This window comes from Mitsuaria sp. RG, from assembly GCF_028369275.1.
Classification (GTDB): Bacteria; Pseudomonadota; Gammaproteobacteria; order Pseudomonadales; family Pseudomonadaceae; genus Aquipseudomonas; species Aquipseudomonas peradeniyensis.
On sequence record NZ_JAQMYQ010000010.1, the window covers coordinates 1 to 18,356 of the forward strand.

Below are 18,356 nucleotides of genomic sequence, written 5' to 3' on the forward strand. Positions count from 1 at the left end.
TTCGCGGCACAAGGCCGCTCCTACAGGGGATCAGACCAACAGTCGTTCTATTTGATCGCGTTCCCAGAGGCTCAGGCGATCCACCGGATTGGTGCCATAGCGGTGCCAGTCGTCCAGCGTGCCCTGGCGCCCATCCGGGCTCTGGCAGTGGCTGCAGTGGGCCAGTCCCTCGCTGTCCAGCACCAGGCTCAGGCGCCAGCCGTCGACTAGCACCTCGACCTGCCCGCCGGCCAGGCGGGCGACCGTTACCAGCGATCGGACGCCAAGGGCGGCGTCACGCAGGCACTGGTACGCCTCGCGGCTGGCGACGGTGGTCATGGGCGGGTCAGAAGTTCGCCGGGGTATTGGCGCTGATGATCTCGGCCTCGTCGGGGCCGATGTTCTTGAAGGTGTGGGGCAGGGTGGTAGGGATGTAGTAACCATCGCCGGCGTTAAGCACGCTGACCTGGCCATCGACCCACAGCTCCATGGTGCCTCGGGTGACCAGGCCGCATTCCTCGCCTTCGGCGTGGACGATCGGCTCGCCGGAATCGGCGCCCGGCGCATACAGCTCGCGCAGCATGCGCATCTGTCGGCCCTCGACGCTGGCACCGACCAGCAGCATGCGCAGGCCGTTACGGCCCAGGTCGGGCTGCTCGCCGCCACGGAAAACGTAACGTTCCTCGCGCACGGGCTCGTCGAAACTGAAGAACTCCGCCAGGGACATGGGGATCCCTTCGAGCAGTTTCTTGAGGGAACTGACCGAAGGGCTGACCCGGTTCTGCTCGATCTGCGAAATCGTCGAGTTGGTCAGCCCGCTGCGGCGGGCCAGTTCCCGTTGGGAGAGGTTGTTGCGTTCACGCACCAGTTTGAGTCGTGTCCCCGTGTCCATAGCCGCCTTGTTTGCAGAGGTGTCAAAAATAATGGGCGAGGCATTAAAACACACTCTGCAGGCTTGCGCGCTGTGCGTCTCAGTGACGCTGGTCGCTCGCTGCCGGCCACAGCCCCACCAGCAACAGCAGGGCACCCACGGCAAGGAACGGCAGGCGCGGGTCGAGGGCATAGACCAGAGTGCCGGCCAGCGGCCCGATCACCGCGCCCATGCCCTGGGCGGCGCCGATCGAGCCGGCCGTGGCACCCTGTTCGCTGGCGTGCATGGCGTTGGCCGCCAGGGCGGAGAATGCCGGGAAGACGAAGCCCATGCCAAACGCAGCGACGAAGAATGCGCTCCACAGCCAGGGTGCGTGGGTTGCCAGCGCTGCGGCAGCGAAGCCCAGGCCGGAGATGCTGGCGCCGACACGGATCATTTTCGCCGGCGGCCACTCGAGCCTGCGCAGGAACACCTGCGCCAGCATCAGCGCCACGCCCACGCAGGTCAGGGCGATGCCCGCGGCCTGGGCGGCGTCGCCGGCCTCCAGGTGCAGGCGATCGAGGGCGAAGAAACCGACGGCGATCTGCGACACGGTGATGCTCAGCATGGCGCTGAAGGCCACCAGCAACGGGCGGCGCAGGCGTGGATCGGACAGGCGCACCGGATTGGGCGCATGAACGTGTGCCAGTGGCTGCGGCTTGAGCTTGAACAGCAGCACCACGAACGCCGTGGCCGGCAGCAGCGACATGGCATAGAACGGCAGGCTCAGGCTGTAGCGCGACAGCAGCGCGGCCAGTGCCGGGCCGACCACCAGGCCGACGGCATTGGCCGCGCCCAGCGAAGCCATGGCCCGCGCCCGGCGCTGGGGCTCGACATGGTCGGCAATCAGGGCATTGCCGCCCACCGGCAGCGCGGCATAGAAGGCGCCGATCAGGCCGCGGGCCAGCATCAGCCCGAAGAACGCCACGCTCGCGCCCGGCAGCCAGCGCAATGCGCCGTCGATGAACAGGCACAGCACCCAGTAGGCCAGGGTGAAGCCGCCGCTGCCCAGCAACAGTACGCGGCGCCGGCCATAGCGGTCGGCCAGGCGCCCCCAGGGCCGCGCCAGCAGCACCCAGACCACGCCGGCCACGGTCACCGCCGCGCCGGCCTGCCAGGTGGCCATGCCCAGCAGGCGGGCGATGGGGCCGATCAGGGCGACGAAGGCCATCATCGACATGGTGCAGGCCATGTTCACCAGCATCAGTGGACGCAGGTCCAGGGTGCTGGACGGGGTCAAGGCGGCAGGGTCCTTTGCAACGTTCATGGGGCAGTCCGGGGCAGTTCGACGAAATGAGCGCCAATGTTAGTAATAATTATTTACATGTGTCGACCCCGGCAATGCTCATTCACTGCGGCGCAGCGGGCCTGGCCACATGCTACGCAAGACGCCGTCGCGGCGCACCAGGGCATGCACCAACGCCGCCCCCAGGTGCAGCAGCACGGTGGCGAACAGCAGGTAGCCGGCCCAGCCGTGGGCCTGGCGCAGTATGGCGTACAACTGCAAGTCGTGGGGGGCGATGGCGGGCAGTTGCAGGGGCCGTGGATAGCCACCGGCCGAGAGCATGGCCCAGCCGAGCAGCGGCATGGCCAGCATCAGGCCGTACAGCAGCAGGTGCGAGGCGCCGGCGGCCAGCCGTTGCAGGCGCGGCAGGTCGCCGGGCAGCGCCGGGTGTGGCAGGGCCAGGCGCAAGGCGATACGCAGGATCACCAGCACCAGCAGGGCCAGGCCTGTGGCCTTGTGCAGCTCGACCAGCAGCGGATGCCGTGGCGACAGGTCGCCGACCATGTTCACGCCGATGAACAGCATGGCCAGGATCAGCGCGGCCATCAGCCAGTGCAGCAGGCGGGCCAGGGGGTGGAAGGCGGTGGCGGTCATGGGCGGGCTCCTTCGCTCAGCGCTTCGTGGCTGCGGCGGTTGAACGACACTGAATAGGCGGCCGAGCGGGCGGCGAGGATCGGGTCGGCGGACGGTTCGATGCCGTGGGGCAGGATCAGCGGATCGAAGTTCAGGTCGCGGCAAGCGCCTTGCTCGGGGCCGTCGACCCGTTCCACGACCAGGGTGCCGGCGTCGATGCTGCGACGTTCGGCGGGCCAGGGACGGGCAGGGTCGTCCACCGGGTCGCCGGGCTCGGCCAGGGTCAGGCGCAGGGTCCAGCGCAGCGGGCCCTGGGCCAGGCGTTGCTGCAGGTCGTGCTGGAGGAACTGCTGGTCATCGACCTGGGCGGGCAGGGCAGCGAACGTTGTCTGCGGCTCCAGGGCCCAGCGTACCGGGTGGGCGTTGCCCTGGGCATCGATCAGGCGAAAGGCATTGATGCTGTTGTAGGCGGTGCTGGCGAAGCTGTCGCTGGGCTTGTAGCTGGCCGCCCACTGGCGAAACGCCGCGCTTTCCGGGTGGCTGGCGAAAAACGCCTGCAGCTTCGCTGGGTCCGGCTTGCCGGTGGCCGGGTCGGGCGCCCCGGCCAGCACCTGCTGGTAGAACGCCTCGGGCGTGCTCACCGCCAGCACCGGCGGGTTGTTCATGCCGGTGCGCCAGACCTGGCCGTCGTCGCTGCTCAACTGGATGGCCAGGCTGCGTACCGGTATGGCGGTGTCCGGGGCGAAGGGGTTGGCGCCGCCGATGGCGAAACGACCGATCACCGGCACCTGGGCCTGGCTGAAGACGCGGGCGCTGGAGAGCGCCGCAGCCTGCCCGCTGGCCTGGAAGTAACCGCTGACGCACAGGCCTTTGGCATGGTTTTTCCGATAGCCGGGATAATGGCCGGCCTGGGCCTCGAAGGTGTCGATGATGCGCTGCGGGGTCAGCCCTGGCGCGCCGATCCAGCCGGCGGCATAGGCGAAGCCCGCTCCGAGGGCGGCGAGGGTGGCGCCGATGGCGGCCAGGCGCAGGGCCTTGGCGGTGCCATGCAGGGGAGTGGTCATGGGGACGCTCCGGTCAGGTGGGATGAGCCGGTACGACGCAAGGGCGAACGATTTATTCCCGCCGGGGGAATAGATTTCGTGCCGGGCCGTCTGCCCATTACACTGACTGCCCATTGGGGCCCGGAACCCGACCATGCACGATCTGGACGACCAACAATGGCGCGAGCTGCTGCAACGCCTGCGCCGCTTCGCCCTGTGGCTGACCCGCGAGCCCGGCGGCGCCGACGACCTGGTCCAGGCCACGGTCGAGCGTGCCCTGAGCCGCCGTGACCAGCAGCGCGACGCCGACAGCCTGCGGCCCTGGCTGTTCACCATCCTTTACCGGCTGTTCCTCGACGGCAAGCGCCGCGAGCGCCTGCACGCCCGCTGGCTGGCCTGGTTCGGTCGGGGCCAGGCCGAGGAACCGACCGGTGGCGAGATCGAGAGCATCGTCCTGGCCCAGGCCGATCTGCGCGCCTTCGCCCGGCTGTCGGCGGAGCAACGCGCCCTGTTGCTGCTGGTCAGCGTCGAAGGCCTGAGCTACAAGGAGGCGGCCGACACCCTCGGCATTCCCATCGGCACGGTGATGTCGCGCCTGTCGCGTGCCCGTGCCGCCCTGCGTGAACTGACCGAGGGCAACCCCACGCCCCCGGCCCTGCGGAGACTCAAATGACGCGCCTGATCCCCACCGAGCACGAGTTGCACGCCTATGTCGACGAGCGCCTGGAGCCGGCTCGTCGGGCCGAGGTCGAGGCGTGGCTGGCGGTCAATCCCGAGGAGGCGGCGCGGATCGAGGCCTGGCGCGGCGATGCCCGGCGCCTGCGGGCGGCCCTGGCCGGCTTCGGCGAGCAGCCCAGCGATCCGGCGCTGGACCTGGCGCCCCTGCGCCGCCGCCTGCGCCAGCGTCGGCAATGGCGCCTGGCACAGGCGGCGGTATTGCTGCTGGCCATGGGCCTGGGTGGCCTGGGCGGCTGGCAGGCGCGCGAGGCGACGCTGTTCGCCGGCATGTTGCCCATGGCCGATGCGGTGGAGGCCCACCGACTGTTCGCCGACGCAAGCACGCTGGATATCCAGGCCAGTGATCCGGCGCGGCTGCAGGCCTGGCTGGGACGTCACTTCAACCGTGTCGGCCAATTGCCGGACCTGTCTGGCTATGGTCTGCAGCCGGTGGGCGCACGCCTGCTGAGCAACGAGGCGGGGCCGGCGGCGCTGCTGGTGTTCCAGGACCGCCAAGGGCTGCGCATCAGCCTGTTCCTGCGCTCGCCCGGCGAGCACTTCGAGCGCATGCCCAGCGGCCAGCGCACCGACGGCCAGTTGCAGGCCCGCTACTGGTCCCACGGTGACTACAACTTCGCCCTGGTCAGCGCGGTGGACGATGCCCGTGGCGAGCAGGTGCGCCGGGCACTCGGCGTCAGCCTGTAGGCCAGTCACCTGTCCCGGGTATCGATGCTCACCACCACCGACATCCCCGGCCGCAGCTGCCTGGCCTCGGGCTGGTCGCCATCGACGGTGATCCGCACCGGGATGCGCTGGGCGATCTTGACGAAGTTGCCGGTGGCGTTGTCGGCCTGCAGCAGGGCGAATTCCGAGCCGGTGGCCGGGGAGATCTGCTGCACGTGGCCGCGCAGCTTCAGGTGGTTGAGCGCATCGACGGTGAAGGTGGCGGGTTGGCCGATGCGCACCTTGGCCATCTGCGTTTCCTTCAGGTTGGCGATCACCCACAAGGTGTCCGGCACCAGCGCCATCAACTGCGCGCCGGGATTGACGTAGGCGCCCAGGCGGGTGCCGATCTGCCCCAGTTGGCCGTCCCGTGGCGCCTTGACCCGGGTGTTGTCCAGGTCGATGCGGGCCAGCTCCACCGCGGCCCTGGCATTCTCCACCGAGGCCTGCAGCGCGGCACGGTTGACGATTACCGTCTCGCGGTCCTGGCGGGCGATTTCCAGCGCGGCCCTGGCCTGGGCCAGGCTGGCGACGGCGGCGGCATGGCTGGCGTGGCTCAGGTCCAGTTCGCGGCGCGACACCGAGCCGTCGCTGACCAGCGCCTGGTTGCGCTGCAGGTCGGCCTTGGCCTTGTCGGCCTGGGCCGCGGCGTCGCTGATCGCGGCCTGACGCTGGGCGATGCCGGCCTCGGCGCTGTTGCGCTGCTGCAGGTTGTTGGCCAGCGCCGCCTCCTGCTGTTTGAGCTGGGCGATGGACTGGGCCAGGCGCTGGGTGTAGATGCGGTCATCCAGGCGCACCAGCAGGTCGCCCTGCTTGACGAACTGGAAGTCGTGCACCGGCACCTCGACGATATAGCCGCCCAACTGTGGCCCGATGATCGTCACCTGGCCGCGCACCAGGGCGTTCTCGGTGCTCTCGATGGCGCTGCTGAACGGCGGCAGGCGCCAGGCGTACAGCACCAGCAGGATGCCGGCCAGGGCCACGGCGGCGAAGCTCAGCGACGACAGCAGGCGCACCCGCCGGCTGCGCGCCGGGCTGGTCGGTTCGCTGGGTGGTTGCGCGCCTTCTGGGGTTTCGGCGATGGCGGTGGTGGTGGTCGTTGGCGTCTCTTGGGTCATCGGCTCGGGGTACCGCTGGTGGAGTGGTTGTAGCGCAGGTACAGGCTGCGGATGAAGATCCAGATCATGGTCAGGATAGCGATGGCGCCGATCAGCATGAACACATCGTTGTAGGCCAGCACATTGGCCTCGCGGGTCGCAGCGTTGGCCAGCAGGCGCATGCCGGCCTCGTTGCGCAGCGCCGGGTCGGCGAACACCCCGGCGTAACCGGCGCCACCGCCCTGCACGCGGGCGCTGACCAAGGGTTCCAGGGCGCTCAGGCGGTCCATCAGCTGGTTGGAGTGGAATTTCTCGCGCACGGTCTGGAAGGTGCCCAGCAGCGCCGAGCCGATCAGTCCGCCGAGGTTGTTGCAGATACCGAACAGCACCGAGAAGCTCACCAGGTTGCGCGGGTTGGCGCGCACATGGCCGATGCCCAGCGCCATCGACGGGCCGACGAAGAAGGTGCTTCCGAAGGCCAGGAGGAACTGGCTGAGGTACATCTGCGCCGGACGGGTCAGGTTGCTCGAGGTGCTGTCCATGAAGGCGCCGGTGGCCATGGCCGCCAGGGAGATGAACAACGGCAGCACCAGGTGCTGGGGGTTGATGGTCAAGGCGCTGGTGGTCAGCCCCGTGACCGCGCCCAGCAGCATCACCGCGTACAGCGCGCGCATCTGCTCGTTGCCCATGTTCAGTGCCTGGAGAAAACCCACGGCGCCGGTGGACTGCTCGGAGATCACCATGCGGATCAGGATCACGCACAGGGCCAGGCGGATGATCGCGCCGCTGCCCAGCCAGCGGGTCATCAGCAGCGGGTTGCTGCGGTTGTGCTCGATGGCCAGGCCCGAGAGGATCAGGGCGATGGAGCACGCCAGGGCGACGCCGATCCACGGCGCGTCCAGCCACCAGTCGATGCGCCCCAGCGATAGCGCCGCGCAGAGCAGGGCGGTGCCGCTGGCCATCAGGGTGAAGGTGAGGAAATCCAGGGGCTCGAAGGTCTTGAAGCGATCGCCGGGGGGCAGCTTTAGCAGCAGCACGCAGCCCAGCGCGGCCAGGGCCAGGCCCAACTCGAACAGGTACAGCCCCCGCCACTCGGCGATCTGCAGCAGGTCCTCGGAGAACACCCGGGCCAGCGGCACCGCCAGCTGCGAGGCGCCAAGGCCCAGGACCATCGCCTTGAGCCGCCACTGCGCGGGGAAGGCCTGGATCATGTAGTACAGGCCCAGCGAACTCAGAGCGGCGCCGACCATGCCATGGGCGGCGCGCACGGCGATGGCCGAGTTGAGGTCGTTGACGAACAGGTGGGCGAGGGTGACCAGGGCATAGAGCACCAGGAACACCTCGGTGAAGGCGCGCAGGCCGAACTCCTGGCGGAACTTCACCAGCAGCAGGTTCATCGACACGTTGGTCATCACGAAGGCCGCCGGCAGCCAGGCCATTTCGGCACTGGTGGCACCCAGCGCGCCCTGCAGGAACGGCAGGTTGGCGACCACCAGGGCGTTGCCCAGGCCGCCCGTGATGGCCACCAGCAGGCCGACCAGGCCGAAGGCCAGGCGCTTGGCCGGGGCGTGCAGCGGCGTCGAGGGCGAGCCGGGCAGGCTGGGCTTCTCATGGGGGAGCCACTGGCGGGGGGTGTACTTGTCCATCGGGTTGTCCGCTACCGCAGGTGATCCGACTCTACGTCAATGGCCGTTTGGATGAAATCATCGCTCAAACGCCGAGCGCCAGGCGCATGGCGCAGCGATTGCCCAGGCCATGGGCCAGCTCGCCGGCAAGGATGCCTTGCAGGCGCGCATCAAGCTGCGGCGGGGGGATGCGCTCGAAACCATAGCGGGCGTAGAACGGGGCATTCCAGGGGACATCGTCGAAGGTGGTCAGGGTCAGCCAGGCCAGGCCGTTCAGGCGCGCGGCTGTGCGCGCCTGGTCCAGCAGGCCGCGACCCAGGCCCTGGCCCTGGGCTTCCTGGCGGACCGATATCTCATGGATGTGCAGGGCGTCGCCTGTGGTGCTGGCGCAGAGAAAACCCAGCGGCAGGTCCCGGCCATCCACGGCAACCCAGCTGCCGCCCTCGGTGACGAACGTCAGGTGCTCGGCTTCGTTCATCACATCGCTGTCGGCCAGCCAGGCCAGGTGCGGCAATTGCCGGAAAGCCTGGGCCGCAGAGCGTTCCAGGGTAGGGAGCAGGGGGATGTCGCTGACGCGGGTGGGGCGCACGTGCATGGTGGATCAGGGCCTGTAGGAAATCGCGCAGCCCATTGGGCTGCGCTGTTGCATAAAGAACTGTACCCCTGTGGGAGCGGGCTTGCCCGCGAAGCAGGCGTCGCGGTGCTTGGCACCGGCTTTGCCGGTGATCGCGGGGCTAGCCCGCTCCCACGCTGTTCCAATCTGCGCAGGAAGAGTGGAGTTTGCCAGATCGGTGTGTGAAGGTGTTGCATTGTAACTGTTATAACGTAACATTTATGATCTTCCTTTCATCCAGGGCCTCCACCGTGATCCGCAGAAACCCCTCCGGCCATCTCCCGCAAATCGCCGAATCGGCCTATATCGATCACACCGCCATCATCTGCGGCAAGGTGATCATCCACGACAACGTGTTCGTCGGCCCCTATGCGGTGATCCGCGCCGACGAGGTGGACGGCAGCGGCGACATGCAGCCGATCGTCATCGGCGCCAACTCCAATATCCAGGACGGCGTGGTGATCCACTCCAAGTCCGGCGCGGCGGTGCGCATCGGCCAGTACAGCTCGATCGCCCACCGCTCCATCGTCCATGGTCCGTGCGAGGTCGGTGACCGGGTGTTCATCGGTTTCAACAGCGTGCTGTTCAACTGCAAGGTCGGCGACGGCAGCGTGGTGCGGCACAACTCGGTGGTCGACGGTCGCGACCTGCCACCGCGCTTCTATGTGCCGCCCACCGAGCACATCGGCCCGCACACCGACCTGGAGCGTTACCCGCCGGTCAGCGTGTCGGCCTCGGAGTTCTCCGAGGACGTGGCGCGCACCAACATCGACCTGGTCCAGGGCTACAAGGCCCTGCAGAACGAGTTCTGAACATGGACACATTGCTGGTGCGCAACGCACGGCTGGTCAATGAAGGGCGCGAGTTCGAAGGCGACCTGCTGGTGCGCCACGGGCGCATCGAGCGGATCGCCGGCAGCCTCGACAATGCCCGGGCGGCGCTGGAGATCGATGCCCGGGGCGCCTGGCTGCTGCCGGGGATGATCGACGACCAGGTGCATTTCCGCGAGCCGGGGGCGCCGCACAAGGGCAGCATCGCCAGCGAGTCGCGGGCGGCGGTGGCCGGGGGCATCACCAGCTACATGGACATGCCCAACACCAACCCGCCGACCCTGACCCTGGAGGCGCTGGCCGACAAGAAGCGACGGGCGGCGGCGAGTTCGCGGGCCAACTATGGCTTCCACTTCGGCGTGAGCCGCGACAACCTCGACACCATCGCCGCCCTCGACCCGCGCGAAGTGGCCGGGATCAAGGTGTTCATGGGGGCCTCCACCGGCGACATGCTGGTGGACGATCCGCAGGTGCTGGAAAAGCTCTTCGTCTATGCGCCGACCATCGTCCTGGCGCACTGCGAGCACACCCCGAGCATCCTGGAGAACGAGAGCTGGTGGCGGGCCCGCCACGGAGAGTTCATTCCCCCGGCCGCGCACCCGCTGATCCGCGACGCCGATGCCTGCTACCGCTCCTCGAGCCTGGCGGTGGAGTTGGCCCGGCGCTTCGGCACGCGCCTGCACGTGCTGCACCTGACCACGGTGCGAGAACTGGCATTGTTCCAACCGGGCCCGGTGAGCGGCAAGCACATCACCGCCGAGGTGTGCCTGCACCACCTGCTGTTCGACGACAGCGACTACGCAAGCCTCGGCCACCTGATCAAGTGCAATCCGGCGATCAAGACCGGCACCGACCGCGATGCCCTGCGCAAGGCCCTGGCTCGCGATCGCATCGATGTGATCGGCACCGACCATGCGCCGCATACCCTGGAGGAAAAGCGCCGGGTGTATACCCGGGCGCCGTCGGGCCTGCCGCTGGTGCAGCATGCCTTGCCGGCGGCGTTGGAGCTGGTCTGCGAAGGGGTGCTGAGCATGGCCCAGGTGGTGAACAAGACCAGCCACGCAGTGGCCGAACTGTTCGCTATCCGCGAACGCGGTTTCCTGCGCGAGGGCTATTGGGCGGACTTCGCCATCGTCGAGCGCCTGGCCAGCCCACGGGCGGTGGCGGACGACCCGATCCTGGCGCATTGCGGCTGGACGCCGTTCCAGCAGCGCGCCTTCCACCATGTGGTGCGCAGCACGGTGGTGTCCGGGCAACTGGCCTGGCACCAGGGGCGGGTACGCGACCAATGCCAGGGCTTGCCCTTGATGTTCGACCGCTGAATCCCCCCAGATCGCCCATCCCTTCGGGCTGCTCTGTCGCGCACGGAACAGAAGAGCACGCATCACCAACGTGGGAGCGGGCTAGCCCCGCGATCACCGGCAAAGCCGGTGCCATACACCGCATCGCGGGGCAAGCCCGCTCCCACGCTGTTCAAGTCAGCAAGTTACGTTTTGTTCCATGAGGGCGGTCTCGCGCCCCCAGCATTCTGGAGTTACCCCCATGACTGAAGAGCAACTGCTGCAACAACCCGCCAGCGCCTACATGAACGAACCCCAGCGCCAGTTCTTCCGCAACCTGCTGCTGACCCAGCGCGGCGAGCTGCAGACGCGCATCGAACAGGAGTTGCGCGCCCTGCGCGAACAGGAAGTGCACAGCGACCCCGCCGACATCGGCAGCGCCGAGGAGGAACGTCACTGGCAACTGCGCTCGCTGGAGCGGGAGAAGAAGCTGCTGGACAAGATCGACCAGGCGCTGGAGCGCCTGGCCCGGGGCGATTACGGCTGGTGCGAGGAAACCGGCGAGCCGATTGGCCTGCGCCGCCTGCTGCTGCGGCCCACCGCCACCCTGTGCGTCGAGGCCAAGGAGCGCCAGGAGCTGCGCGAACGGCATGTGCGCGACGACGTCTAGTCAGAGGGCAGACCCTGGGCCTGCAATTGCCAGCGCACCGCGCTCACGCCTTTCTCCAGGCTCACCCGCCCGACCAGGCGCTCCAGCTGGGTCGGCGCCTGCGGCGTGCCGAGCAGCTCGGCGCGCACTTCCAGGCGTGCCGGATCGGCCAGGTCCTCGCTGTGCAGCGACTGCAGGCGCAGGCCCGGGTCGCTGAGGCTGTGCAGCATCAGGCTGCGCACCTGGATCTCGTCCTCGGCGCGGCAGACGATGCGCACCTCGTAGCGCTGCTCGACCTCGCTGGCCGGCACCACGTCCTGGCGGTCCAGGCGCTGGGCGAGGTCGCGCAGCAGGATGTTGGCGCACAGCACCACCAGGCTGCCCAGGGAGGCCTCCAGCAGCAAGCCGAGGCTGCACAGCACGCCGACCGCGGCGGTGCACCAGAGGGTGGCGGCGGTGTTCAGGCCGCGCACGTTGAAGCCGTCGCGCATGATCACGCCACCGCCGAGAAAGCCGATGCCCGACACCACATAGGCGGCGATGCGTGAGGCATCGGTGGGTGCCATGCCCGGCACGGCCTGGGTCATCAGCACGAACAGGCAGGCGCCGGTGCTGACCAGGGCGTTGGTGCGCAGGCCCGTCAGGCGCTGGCGCAGTTGACGTTCGGCACCGATCAGGGCACCGAGCAGCAGGGCCACGCTGACGCGCAGCAGAAAGATTTTCCAATCCATAGCGAACTCCGTTCCGCGGGCGATGGCCCGCACGAGCACCGACCGCAGACGGCGCGAATGAAAGCGAGGAATGCGCAGGACCACGCGCCATGCCAGGTGGCAGGGCAGGAAAGGAAGGAGGAATGTTCAGCCCCGCAGGGCCGAAGGGAACCACCGTCTACCGTGTGCGGCGAGACAGTGGCAGGAACGCTGCCGGACTAGCTCGCCGTGTGGGCCTGTCGCAATCGACTGGGGCTACTGTCCAATGCAGGGGACTCCTGTGTGGGGGATGCTTGAGTGCGCGGCGGACCATACGCCTCGACCCGCGCAGGGTCAAGGCGTGAATCATGACAATTGCGTTACACCAGGCGCTGGCAGACGTAGGCCTGGGTCCGGTAGGGGAAGGCGATGCGCTTGCGGCCCTTGAGGTCCGGGTGGTTGTCGATCAGGTCCTGCAACTGGGCCATGACCCTGTCCTGTTCGGCCTGGGGCAGGGCGGCGATGAAGCTGACCGAGCGCAGGCGTTCGAGGATCACCGTCTGCGGGCTGCCTTCATGGACGTGGGGCAGGGTGGTCAGTTGCGGCGCGCTGAAGCGGCTGCCCGCGAAGGCGTCGCGCCAGCGACCGGTGTGAAAGCGTGGGGTGTCGCCCTCGTAGGGGGTGATGATCTCGGTGATCCGCGCCACCCAGTCCACCGCTTCGTCACGCACGTTCCAGATCAGCCCCAGGCGCCCGCCCGGCGCCAGCACCCGGTGCATTTCGCGCAGGGCGGCGGCGTCGGCGAACCAGTGGAAGGCCTGGGCGCAGACCAGCACCTGCTGGCTGGCGTCGGCCAGCGGGATGTGCTGGGCGGTGCCTTCGAGCACCGGGACCTCGGGCAGCCGCTCGCTGAATCGCTCGCGCATGGCGGCCACCGGCTCCACCGCCGTCAGGCGCGGCGCCAACGCGGCGAGCAGGCGGGTGAACTTGCCGGTGCCAGCGCCCAGGTCGAGGACCGGGGTGCCGGCGCCGATGCCCAGGGTGTCGCGCAGCCAGCCCTGCAAGGCGCCGGGATAGTCGGGCCGGCCCTGCTCGTAGTTGCTCGACTGGCGGGTGTAGCCGGTGCTGGCTGAGACGTGCACATCCTTCATGGAAAATCCCTCCGAATGACCTGGCGGCAATGGTACCCTTGCGCCTTTCGTTGCCAACCCCCCGGACCGATCCATGTTGTTCAATCTCGCCGTGCTGTTCGGCACCCTGGTGGCCATGGAGGGCGTCGGCACGCTGGCCCACAAGTATGTCATGCACGGCTGCGGCTGGTGGCTGCACCGCTCGCACCATGAGCCGCAGCTGGGCATGCTGGAGACCAACGACCTCTACCTGCTGGCCCTGGGCCTGATCGCCACGGCGCTGGTGGCCCTGGGCAAGGCCGGGCATGCACCGTTGCAATGGGTTGGCGCTGGGGTAGCGGGGTATGGCGTGGCTTATGTGCTGGCCCACGATGGCTTTTTCCACCGGCACTGGCCGCGAGCACCGAAACCGGTCAACCGCTACCTCAGGCGCCTGTATCGGGCGCATCGCCTGCACCATGCGGTGAAGGGGCGCCAGGGCAGCGTTTCGTTCGGCTTCTTCTACGCGCCGCCCTTGCGGGTGTTGAAGCAACAGCTGAAGCGGCGGCGGGGCTGAGCTTCACGCCTCTCCCCGACCTTCAGGCGCCGCCGGCCTACCAGGCCAGCGGCTGCTCGAATCCCTTCCAGCACAACCAGCGCCTCACCTCGCCATGCGCCCCGGTGCCGATCTGCCATTGCGGCCTGCCGCTGTCCAGGGCGATCAGTGAAATGAAACCGGCATGGCTGGCCACCGCCAGGGTGCGGCCATCGGCGCTGATGTCCATGGCGCTGATGGTCGAGCCGAGGTAGTGCTGCCAGTGCTCGCTGCCGTCCTCGCCGAAGGCGCGCAGGTAGCCATGGGCGTCGCCGACGATGTACTCGCTTTCACGGGCCACGCCGGCGTAGATCCGTGCGCCGTCCTGCAACAGCGGCGTGCGCGGGTCCTCGCTGTAGAAACCGGTATCCAGCCCCGGCAGGTCGGCCACCCGCACGCCGACGGTGCCGCCCCGGTAGAAGTGGCAGGCGTTGAGGATCAGCTGGTCGCCACGCCGGTTGAACAGGGCGAAGTGCGGGTATTCGCTGGCCGGGCCCACTTCGGCGATGGGCTTGAACTGCTCGTCGAGCACCAGGTGTCGGCCGCATTGCTCGCCCAGGGCGATCAGCCGGCCATCCGGTGACAGCGCGGCATGCTCCATGGCCAGGCCCAGGACGATGTCGTCCGGATCGGTGCCCTGGCGCAGTTCATCGAGAATGTCCGCCTGCCGCGGCAACAGGCGCGTGGCACCGCTGGCGGCGAGCACGAAGATGCCGTCGCTGCTGACCAGCAGGACCCGCTGGCCATCGGGGAAGGGCAGCAGCGCGGTGGGTATCGGCGGCAGGTCGAGGGGGTCGAACGGGTAGCCGGCGGGCAACCCTTCCAGGCCATGGGGCCAGGCCAGCCTGGCCACCTGCGGGCCGCCCCAGCCATCGGTCACGCGCACCCCTTCGGCATTGGCCAGGGCGTAGTAGCGCCGTTGCGGGCAGCGGCCGAAATGCTCGACGCCGATCACCGGGGTGACGCCCTGGTCGTCGATGCGCAGCACCTGCCCCCGGTCGAACGGCATGCCGATGCGCGCCAGCAGGCTGCCGTCGTCGAGCAGCAGCAGGCTGCCGATGCCCTGGGCCTGTTCCTCGAACAAGGGCACCAGTGGCAGGTGCGCCGGCGGCCAGGCCTCGCGGAACAGCTGGCGCTGTGCCGGGTCGACGCCGGGCCGGTTGATGGCCCGCAGCGCCGCCAGCCAGGCGTCGAGCAGGTGTTCGGTGGCCGCTGCCTGCGGCTCTTCCAGATCGTCCCAGCCTTGCGCACGGCCCTGCGCGACATAGCGGTTGATGGCCTCGGCGTAGGCGATGACCGCCTCGCGCCACTGCTGCTGGGGGTGCTGCTTGTCCATGGGCGGATCGAACTCCTTGTTCCGCAGGGGGGTGGCGATGCCACAAAAGGGTGCATGGTACTCCGTCCGCACCCGAGGTTGTGAGGGCCGGGCTTGATGCGTACCATGCTGGGCATCCTTCCAATAATCAAACGTGCGTCACCGGCCTGGCACCTGGGCAGGCGATGTGCGTCCTGTTGCCTTGCCCGCGGAGAAAAACCTCATCACATGAATGGACCCGTACCTACCTCCATGCCTCCCACAGCCGGCAATGGCAGTTGGCTGAGCGTCATCGCCCTGGCCCTTGCGGCGTTCATCTTCAACACCACCGAGTTCGTCCCGGTGGCGCTGCTCAGCGATATCGGCCGCAGCTTCGAGATGACCACCGCGCAGGTCGGCCTGATGCTGACCATCTATGCCTGGGTGGTGGCGCTGGCGTCGCTGCCGATGATGCTGATGACCCGCAATATCGAGCGGCGGCGCCTGCTGCTGATCGTGTTCCTGGTGTTCATCGCCAGCCACCTGTTGTCGTGGTTGTCGCAGAGCTTCGCCATGCTGCTGGTCAGCCGTATCGGCATCGCCCTGGCCCACGCGGTGTTCTGGGCCATCACTGCGTCGCTGGCGGTGCGCGTGGCGCCGCCCGGCCAGCAGGCCAAGGCGCTGGGCCTTTTGGCCACCGGCACCACCCTGGCGATGGTCATGGGCATCCCGCTGGGGCGGGTGGTGGGCGAGGCGCTGGGCTGGCGCATTACCTTCCTGTGCATTGCCGGGGTGGCGCTGGCGACCATGCTGTGCCTGATGAAGTCGCTGCCGCTGCTGCCGAGCCAGAACTCCGGCTCGCTGCGCAGCTTGCCTATCCTGTTCAAGCGCCCGGCGCTGGTGATCACCTACGTGCTGGTGACGCTGGTGATCACCGCGCAGTTCACCGCCTACAGCTACATCGAGCCGTTCGCCCTGCACGTGGCGCAGATCAGTGGTGAACACACCACGTTGCTGTTGTTGCTGTACGGTGGTGCCGGCGTGTTCGGCTCGGTGCTGTTCAGCCGCTACAGCGAGCGCTTCCCCCATGGCTTCCTGGTGGGCGCCATCGGCGCGCTTGCCGCGTGCCTGCTGTTGCTGTTGCCGCTGTCGGGCAATTTCCAGGTGTTCGCCGCCCTGAACATGGTCTGGGGCGTGGCGATCCTGAGCTTCAGCCTGGCCCTGCAGTCCAAGACCCTCAAGCTCGCCTCGGACGCCACCGACGTGGCCATGGCGTTGTTCTCGGGGATCTACAACATCGGCATCGGCGGCGGCGCGCTGCTGGGCAGCATCGTCAGCAGCCAGCTGGGCGTGGCGCATATCGGCCTGGTCGGTGGCGGCGTCGCCGTCGTTGGCCTGGTGCTGGCGCTGGCCAGCATCCAGCGCTTTCGCGAAGCCCTGACGCGAGTTCCCGGCCAGGCCTGAACCGCGACCTCTGCAGGAGCGGCTTTAGCCGCGATCACCCGCGAAGCGGGTGCCAGGCTCCGCGTTGCCTGCATCGCGGCTAAAGCCGCTCCTACAGAAAAAACCCGCTTCCCGGCACCTCCACCCCTGGGAATCTCTCCCGACTGATCCGCATCAATCCCCCTGGCAACCAGCGCCCCTGTAATAGGGGCGCTTGTGCATCGGCAAGGCTGCCACTAATATCCAAGCGTTTTCTTGTGTAATTGCCTGTTCCCCCTGGCCAGGCCATCAATACGGACGTTGATATGGATTTGCACACCTCCCTGTGGCTGTTCCAGGCCATCCAGGCCGTGGGCCTGGCGTTATGGCTGAGCATCGCGGTATTGAACAACCTGCAGGCTTTCGCCAGTTCCGTCGGCGCCATCGGCGCCACCCTGGCCATGGCGCCGCTGCGCCAACCGCCGGCCATCGACTTCCCCCTGCTGCGCCGGGCCTGCCAGTCGGCCGGCCTGGCCCGCGCCGCGCTGCTGGTGATCCTGCTGCTGCAGATCGTCGCCAGCCTGGCGGCCTGGGTCGGCTGCTACGGGCTGATCATCGCCCAGGATCCGCTCATGGCCCGCGCCTGGCTGAACCTGGCGCTCGCCGCGTTCCTAGCCTTCACCTTCGCCATGCTGCTCGGTGGCCTGTGGTTCGGCTACTGGATTCGCCAGGAAGGCCTGCAGCTCACCCATCTGGTGCTGGTGCTGTGGGCGATCCTGGCGTTCTTCCTGTTCAACCTGAACTGGGCCTGAGGCGAGGACGCGCGATGAATAGCAAGACGATACTTGGCAGCGCCCTGGTACTGGCGCTGGTCACCGCCGGCGGTCTGGCCTGGCGCCACACCGGCCAGGCCCAGGCCACGGCGACACCGGCGCGGCACCTGGTCAAGGTGGCCCTGGCCACGGTGCAGAAAGCACCGCAAAAACGCGCCTTCGCCGGCGTCGGCGAGCTGGAGGCGGTACACCAGGTGCTGGTCTCGGCCGAAATCGGCGGACGGGTGACGGCGATCAACTTCACATCCGGCCAGCAGGTGCGCAAGGGCGATGTGCTGGTCACCCTCAACGATGCCCCGGAGCAGGCCGAGCGCCTGCGCCTGAAGGCCCAGCTGGACAATGCGCGGACCAACCACCGGCGGGTCAAGGACCTGCTGCGCGAGAACGCTGCCACCCAGGAACAGCTGGACAATGCCCTGGCAGCCCGCGACATGGCCCAGGGCGAGCTGGCCCGCACCGAGGCGGTGATCGCCCAGAAGGCGGTGCGCGCACCGTTCGACGGGCGCCTGGGCATCCGCCGGGTGAACCAGGGGCAGTACCTCAATGTCGGCGATCCGGTGGTCAGCCTGATCGACACTCGCAGCCTGTATGTCAACTTCTCCCTCGAAGAGCAGTTGAGCGCCCAGCTGCGCCCCGGCCAGCCGGTTGAGGTGCGCCTGGACGCCTTCCCCGACACACCCTTCACCGCCCATATCACGGCCATCGACCCGCTGATCGGACGGTCGCGCACGGTGCAGGTCCAGGCCACCCTGGCCAAACCTGATGCGCGCCTTGCGGCCGGCATGTACGCCAGCGTGCAGGTGGCCAGCCCCGATGACGGCCAGGTGCTGACCGTGCCGGAAACCGCGGTGGCCTACACCGCCTATGGCGACACGGTGTTCGTCGCCCGCCGCGATGACGCCGCCGATGCCCTGGTGGTGCAGCGGGTGGCGGTGCGCACCGGCGAGCGCCAGGCCGGCCGTGTGGTGATCGAGCAGGGTCTGAACGAGGACGACCAGGTGGTGGTATCCGGGCAGTTGCGCCTGAGCGACGGTACCGCCGTGCAAGCCACCGAAGACACCCTGCAGGCCCCGGCCAGCGGCGCCTGACC

At 68.3% G+C, this 18,356-nt stretch carries 21 protein-coding genes; 9 read left to right on the forward strand and 12 right to left on the reverse strand.

Annotated features, from left to right (window positions below; genetic code table 11):
- Positions 1 to 30: 30 nt before the first annotated feature.
- The 5 genes from POF53_RS08070 to POF53_RS08090 form a co-directional block, all read right to left on the reverse strand.
- Positions 31 to 318 (reverse strand): DUF7693 family protein, encoded by a 288-nt coding sequence (locus POF53_RS08070; RefSeq protein WP_498967146.1) that lies wholly within the window; start codon positions 316 to 318, stop codon positions 31 to 33.
- Between the two features lie 7 nt (positions 319 to 325).
- A complete protein-coding gene (locus tag POF53_RS08075) occupies positions 326 to 871 on the reverse strand; it encodes a cupin domain-containing protein (RefSeq protein ID WP_050705832.1) in 546 nt (181 codons plus the stop codon).
- A gap of 79 nt (positions 872 to 950) precedes the next feature.
- Positions 951 to 2,156, reverse strand: a complete 1,206-nt coding sequence (locus POF53_RS08080; protein ID WP_203652457.1) for an MFS transporter — start codon at positions 2,154 to 2,156, stop codon at positions 951 to 953.
- Between the two features lie 78 nt (positions 2,157 to 2,234).
- Entirely contained in the window at positions 2,235 to 2,768 is a 534-nt protein-coding gene (locus tag POF53_RS08085; RefSeq protein WP_232856135.1) for a cytochrome b, read from the reverse strand.
- The gene (locus POF53_RS08090) at positions 2,765 to 3,811 is read right to left on the reverse strand and encodes a catalase family peroxidase (RefSeq protein ID WP_498967149.1); all 1,047 of its coding nucleotides are present in this window, start codon (positions 3,809 to 3,811) and stop codon (positions 2,765 to 2,767) included. The genes POF53_RS08085 and POF53_RS08090 overlap by 4 nt, the downstream gene beginning before the upstream one ends.
- A gap of 133 nt (positions 3,812 to 3,944) precedes the next feature.
- On the opposite strand from POF53_RS08090, the gene POF53_RS08095 reads away from it, so the two are divergent.
- Together POF53_RS08095 and POF53_RS08100 are read left to right on the forward strand one after the other, a co-directional pair.
- On the forward strand, positions 3,945 to 4,463 hold the full coding sequence (locus POF53_RS08095; RefSeq protein WP_498967151.1) for a sigma-70 family RNA polymerase sigma factor: 519 nt from the start codon (positions 3,945 to 3,947) through the stop codon (positions 4,461 to 4,463).
- The gene (locus tag POF53_RS08100; RefSeq protein WP_232856132.1) at positions 4,460 to 5,212 is read left to right on the forward strand and encodes an anti-sigma factor family protein; all 753 of its coding nucleotides are present in this window, start codon (positions 4,460 to 4,462) and stop codon (positions 5,210 to 5,212) included. Before POF53_RS08095 ends, POF53_RS08100 begins: the two co-directional genes overlap by 4 nt.
- 5 nt (positions 5,213 to 5,217) lie before the next feature.
- Here POF53_RS08100 and POF53_RS08105 read toward each other — a convergent pair whose 3' ends face one another.
- From POF53_RS08105 to POF53_RS08120, 4 genes are all read right to left on the reverse strand, one after another.
- Entirely contained in the window at positions 5,218 to 6,348 is a 1,131-nt protein-coding gene (locus POF53_RS08105) for an HlyD family secretion protein (RefSeq protein WP_498967153.1), read from the reverse strand.
- Entirely contained in the window at positions 6,345 to 7,973 is a 1,629-nt protein-coding gene (locus POF53_RS08110) for an MFS transporter (RefSeq protein ID WP_498967155.1), read from the reverse strand. The genes POF53_RS08105 and POF53_RS08110 overlap by 4 nt, the downstream gene beginning before the upstream one ends.
- A gap of 64 nt (positions 7,974 to 8,037) precedes the next feature.
- Positions 8,038 to 8,547 (reverse strand): GNAT family N-acetyltransferase, encoded by a 510-nt coding sequence (locus POF53_RS08115; protein ID WP_498967157.1) that lies wholly within the window; start codon positions 8,545 to 8,547, stop codon positions 8,038 to 8,040.
- 6 nt (positions 8,548 to 8,553) lie between these two features.
- Positions 8,554 to 8,784: a hypothetical protein gene (locus POF53_RS08120; protein ID WP_203652733.1), complete on the reverse strand. Its 231-nt coding sequence runs from the start codon at positions 8,782 to 8,784 to the stop codon at positions 8,554 to 8,556.
- 32 nt (positions 8,785 to 8,816) lie between these two features.
- Between POF53_RS08120 and POF53_RS08125 the strand changes: the two genes are divergently transcribed.
- The 3 genes from POF53_RS08125 (at position 8,817) to dksA (ending at position 11,345) form a co-directional block, all read left to right on the forward strand.
- Positions 8,817 to 9,377 carry a gamma carbonic anhydrase family protein gene (locus tag POF53_RS08125; protein WP_062362175.1) on the forward strand — a complete coding sequence of 187 codons (561 nt, stop codon included), beginning with the start codon at positions 8,817 to 8,819 and terminating at the stop codon, positions 9,375 to 9,377.
- A 2-nt stretch (positions 9,378 to 9,379) separates the two neighbouring features.
- Positions 9,380 to 10,717 carry a dihydroorotase gene (locus POF53_RS08130; RefSeq protein ID WP_498967160.1) on the forward strand — a complete coding sequence of 446 codons (1,338 nt, stop codon included), beginning with the start codon at positions 9,380 to 9,382 and terminating at the stop codon, positions 10,715 to 10,717.
- Positions 10,718 to 10,937: 220 nt separating this feature from the next.
- Positions 10,938 to 11,345 (forward strand): RNA polymerase-binding protein DksA, encoded by a 408-nt coding sequence (gene dksA, locus POF53_RS08135; RefSeq protein WP_232856127.1) that lies wholly within the window; start codon positions 10,938 to 10,940, stop codon positions 11,343 to 11,345.
- On the opposite strand, the gene POF53_RS08140 is transcribed toward dksA, so the two are convergent.
- On the reverse strand, positions 11,342 to 12,055 hold the full coding sequence (locus POF53_RS08140; protein ID WP_203652464.1) for an MgtC/SapB family protein: 714 nt from the start codon (positions 12,053 to 12,055) through the stop codon (positions 11,342 to 11,344). The genes dksA and POF53_RS08140 overlap by 4 nt on opposite strands.
- A 338-nt stretch (positions 12,056 to 12,393) precedes the next feature.
- A complete protein-coding gene (locus tag POF53_RS08145; RefSeq protein ID WP_498967163.1) occupies positions 12,394 to 13,164 on the reverse strand; it encodes a class I SAM-dependent methyltransferase in 771 nt (256 codons plus the stop codon).
- Between the two features lie 73 nt (positions 13,165 to 13,237).
- Between POF53_RS08145 and POF53_RS08150 the strand changes: the two genes are divergently transcribed.
- Positions 13,238 to 13,699, forward strand: coding sequence for a sterol desaturase family protein (locus POF53_RS08150; RefSeq protein WP_203652466.1), 462 nt, complete (start codon positions 13,238 to 13,240; stop codon positions 13,697 to 13,699).
- Positions 13,700 to 13,736: 37 nt separating this feature from the next.
- On the opposite strand, the gene POF53_RS08155 is transcribed toward POF53_RS08150, so the two are convergent.
- The gene (locus tag POF53_RS08155) at positions 13,737 to 15,053 is read right to left on the reverse strand and encodes a hypothetical protein (protein WP_498967165.1); all 1,317 of its coding nucleotides are present in this window, start codon (positions 15,051 to 15,053) and stop codon (positions 13,737 to 13,739) included.
- A gap of 231 nt (positions 15,054 to 15,284) precedes the next feature.
- Here POF53_RS08155 and POF53_RS08160 point away from each other — a divergent pair, with 231 nt between their 5' ends.
- The 3 genes from POF53_RS08160 (at position 15,285) to POF53_RS08170 (ending at position 18,354) form a co-directional block, all read left to right on the forward strand.
- Positions 15,285 to 16,475 (forward strand): sugar transporter, encoded by a 1,191-nt coding sequence (locus tag POF53_RS08160; RefSeq protein ID WP_498967167.1) that lies wholly within the window; start codon positions 15,285 to 15,287, stop codon positions 16,473 to 16,475.
- Between the two features lie 284 nt (positions 16,476 to 16,759).
- Positions 16,760 to 17,245, forward strand: coding sequence for a DUF2165 family protein (locus tag POF53_RS08165; RefSeq protein WP_203652469.1), 486 nt, complete (start codon positions 16,760 to 16,762; stop codon positions 17,243 to 17,245).
- A 14-nt stretch (positions 17,246 to 17,259) separates the two neighbouring features.
- Positions 17,260 to 18,354: an efflux RND transporter periplasmic adaptor subunit gene (locus tag POF53_RS08170; RefSeq protein WP_203652470.1), complete on the forward strand. Its 1,095-nt coding sequence runs from the start codon at positions 17,260 to 17,262 to the stop codon at positions 18,352 to 18,354.
- Positions 18,355 to 18,356 lie beyond the last annotated feature (2 nt).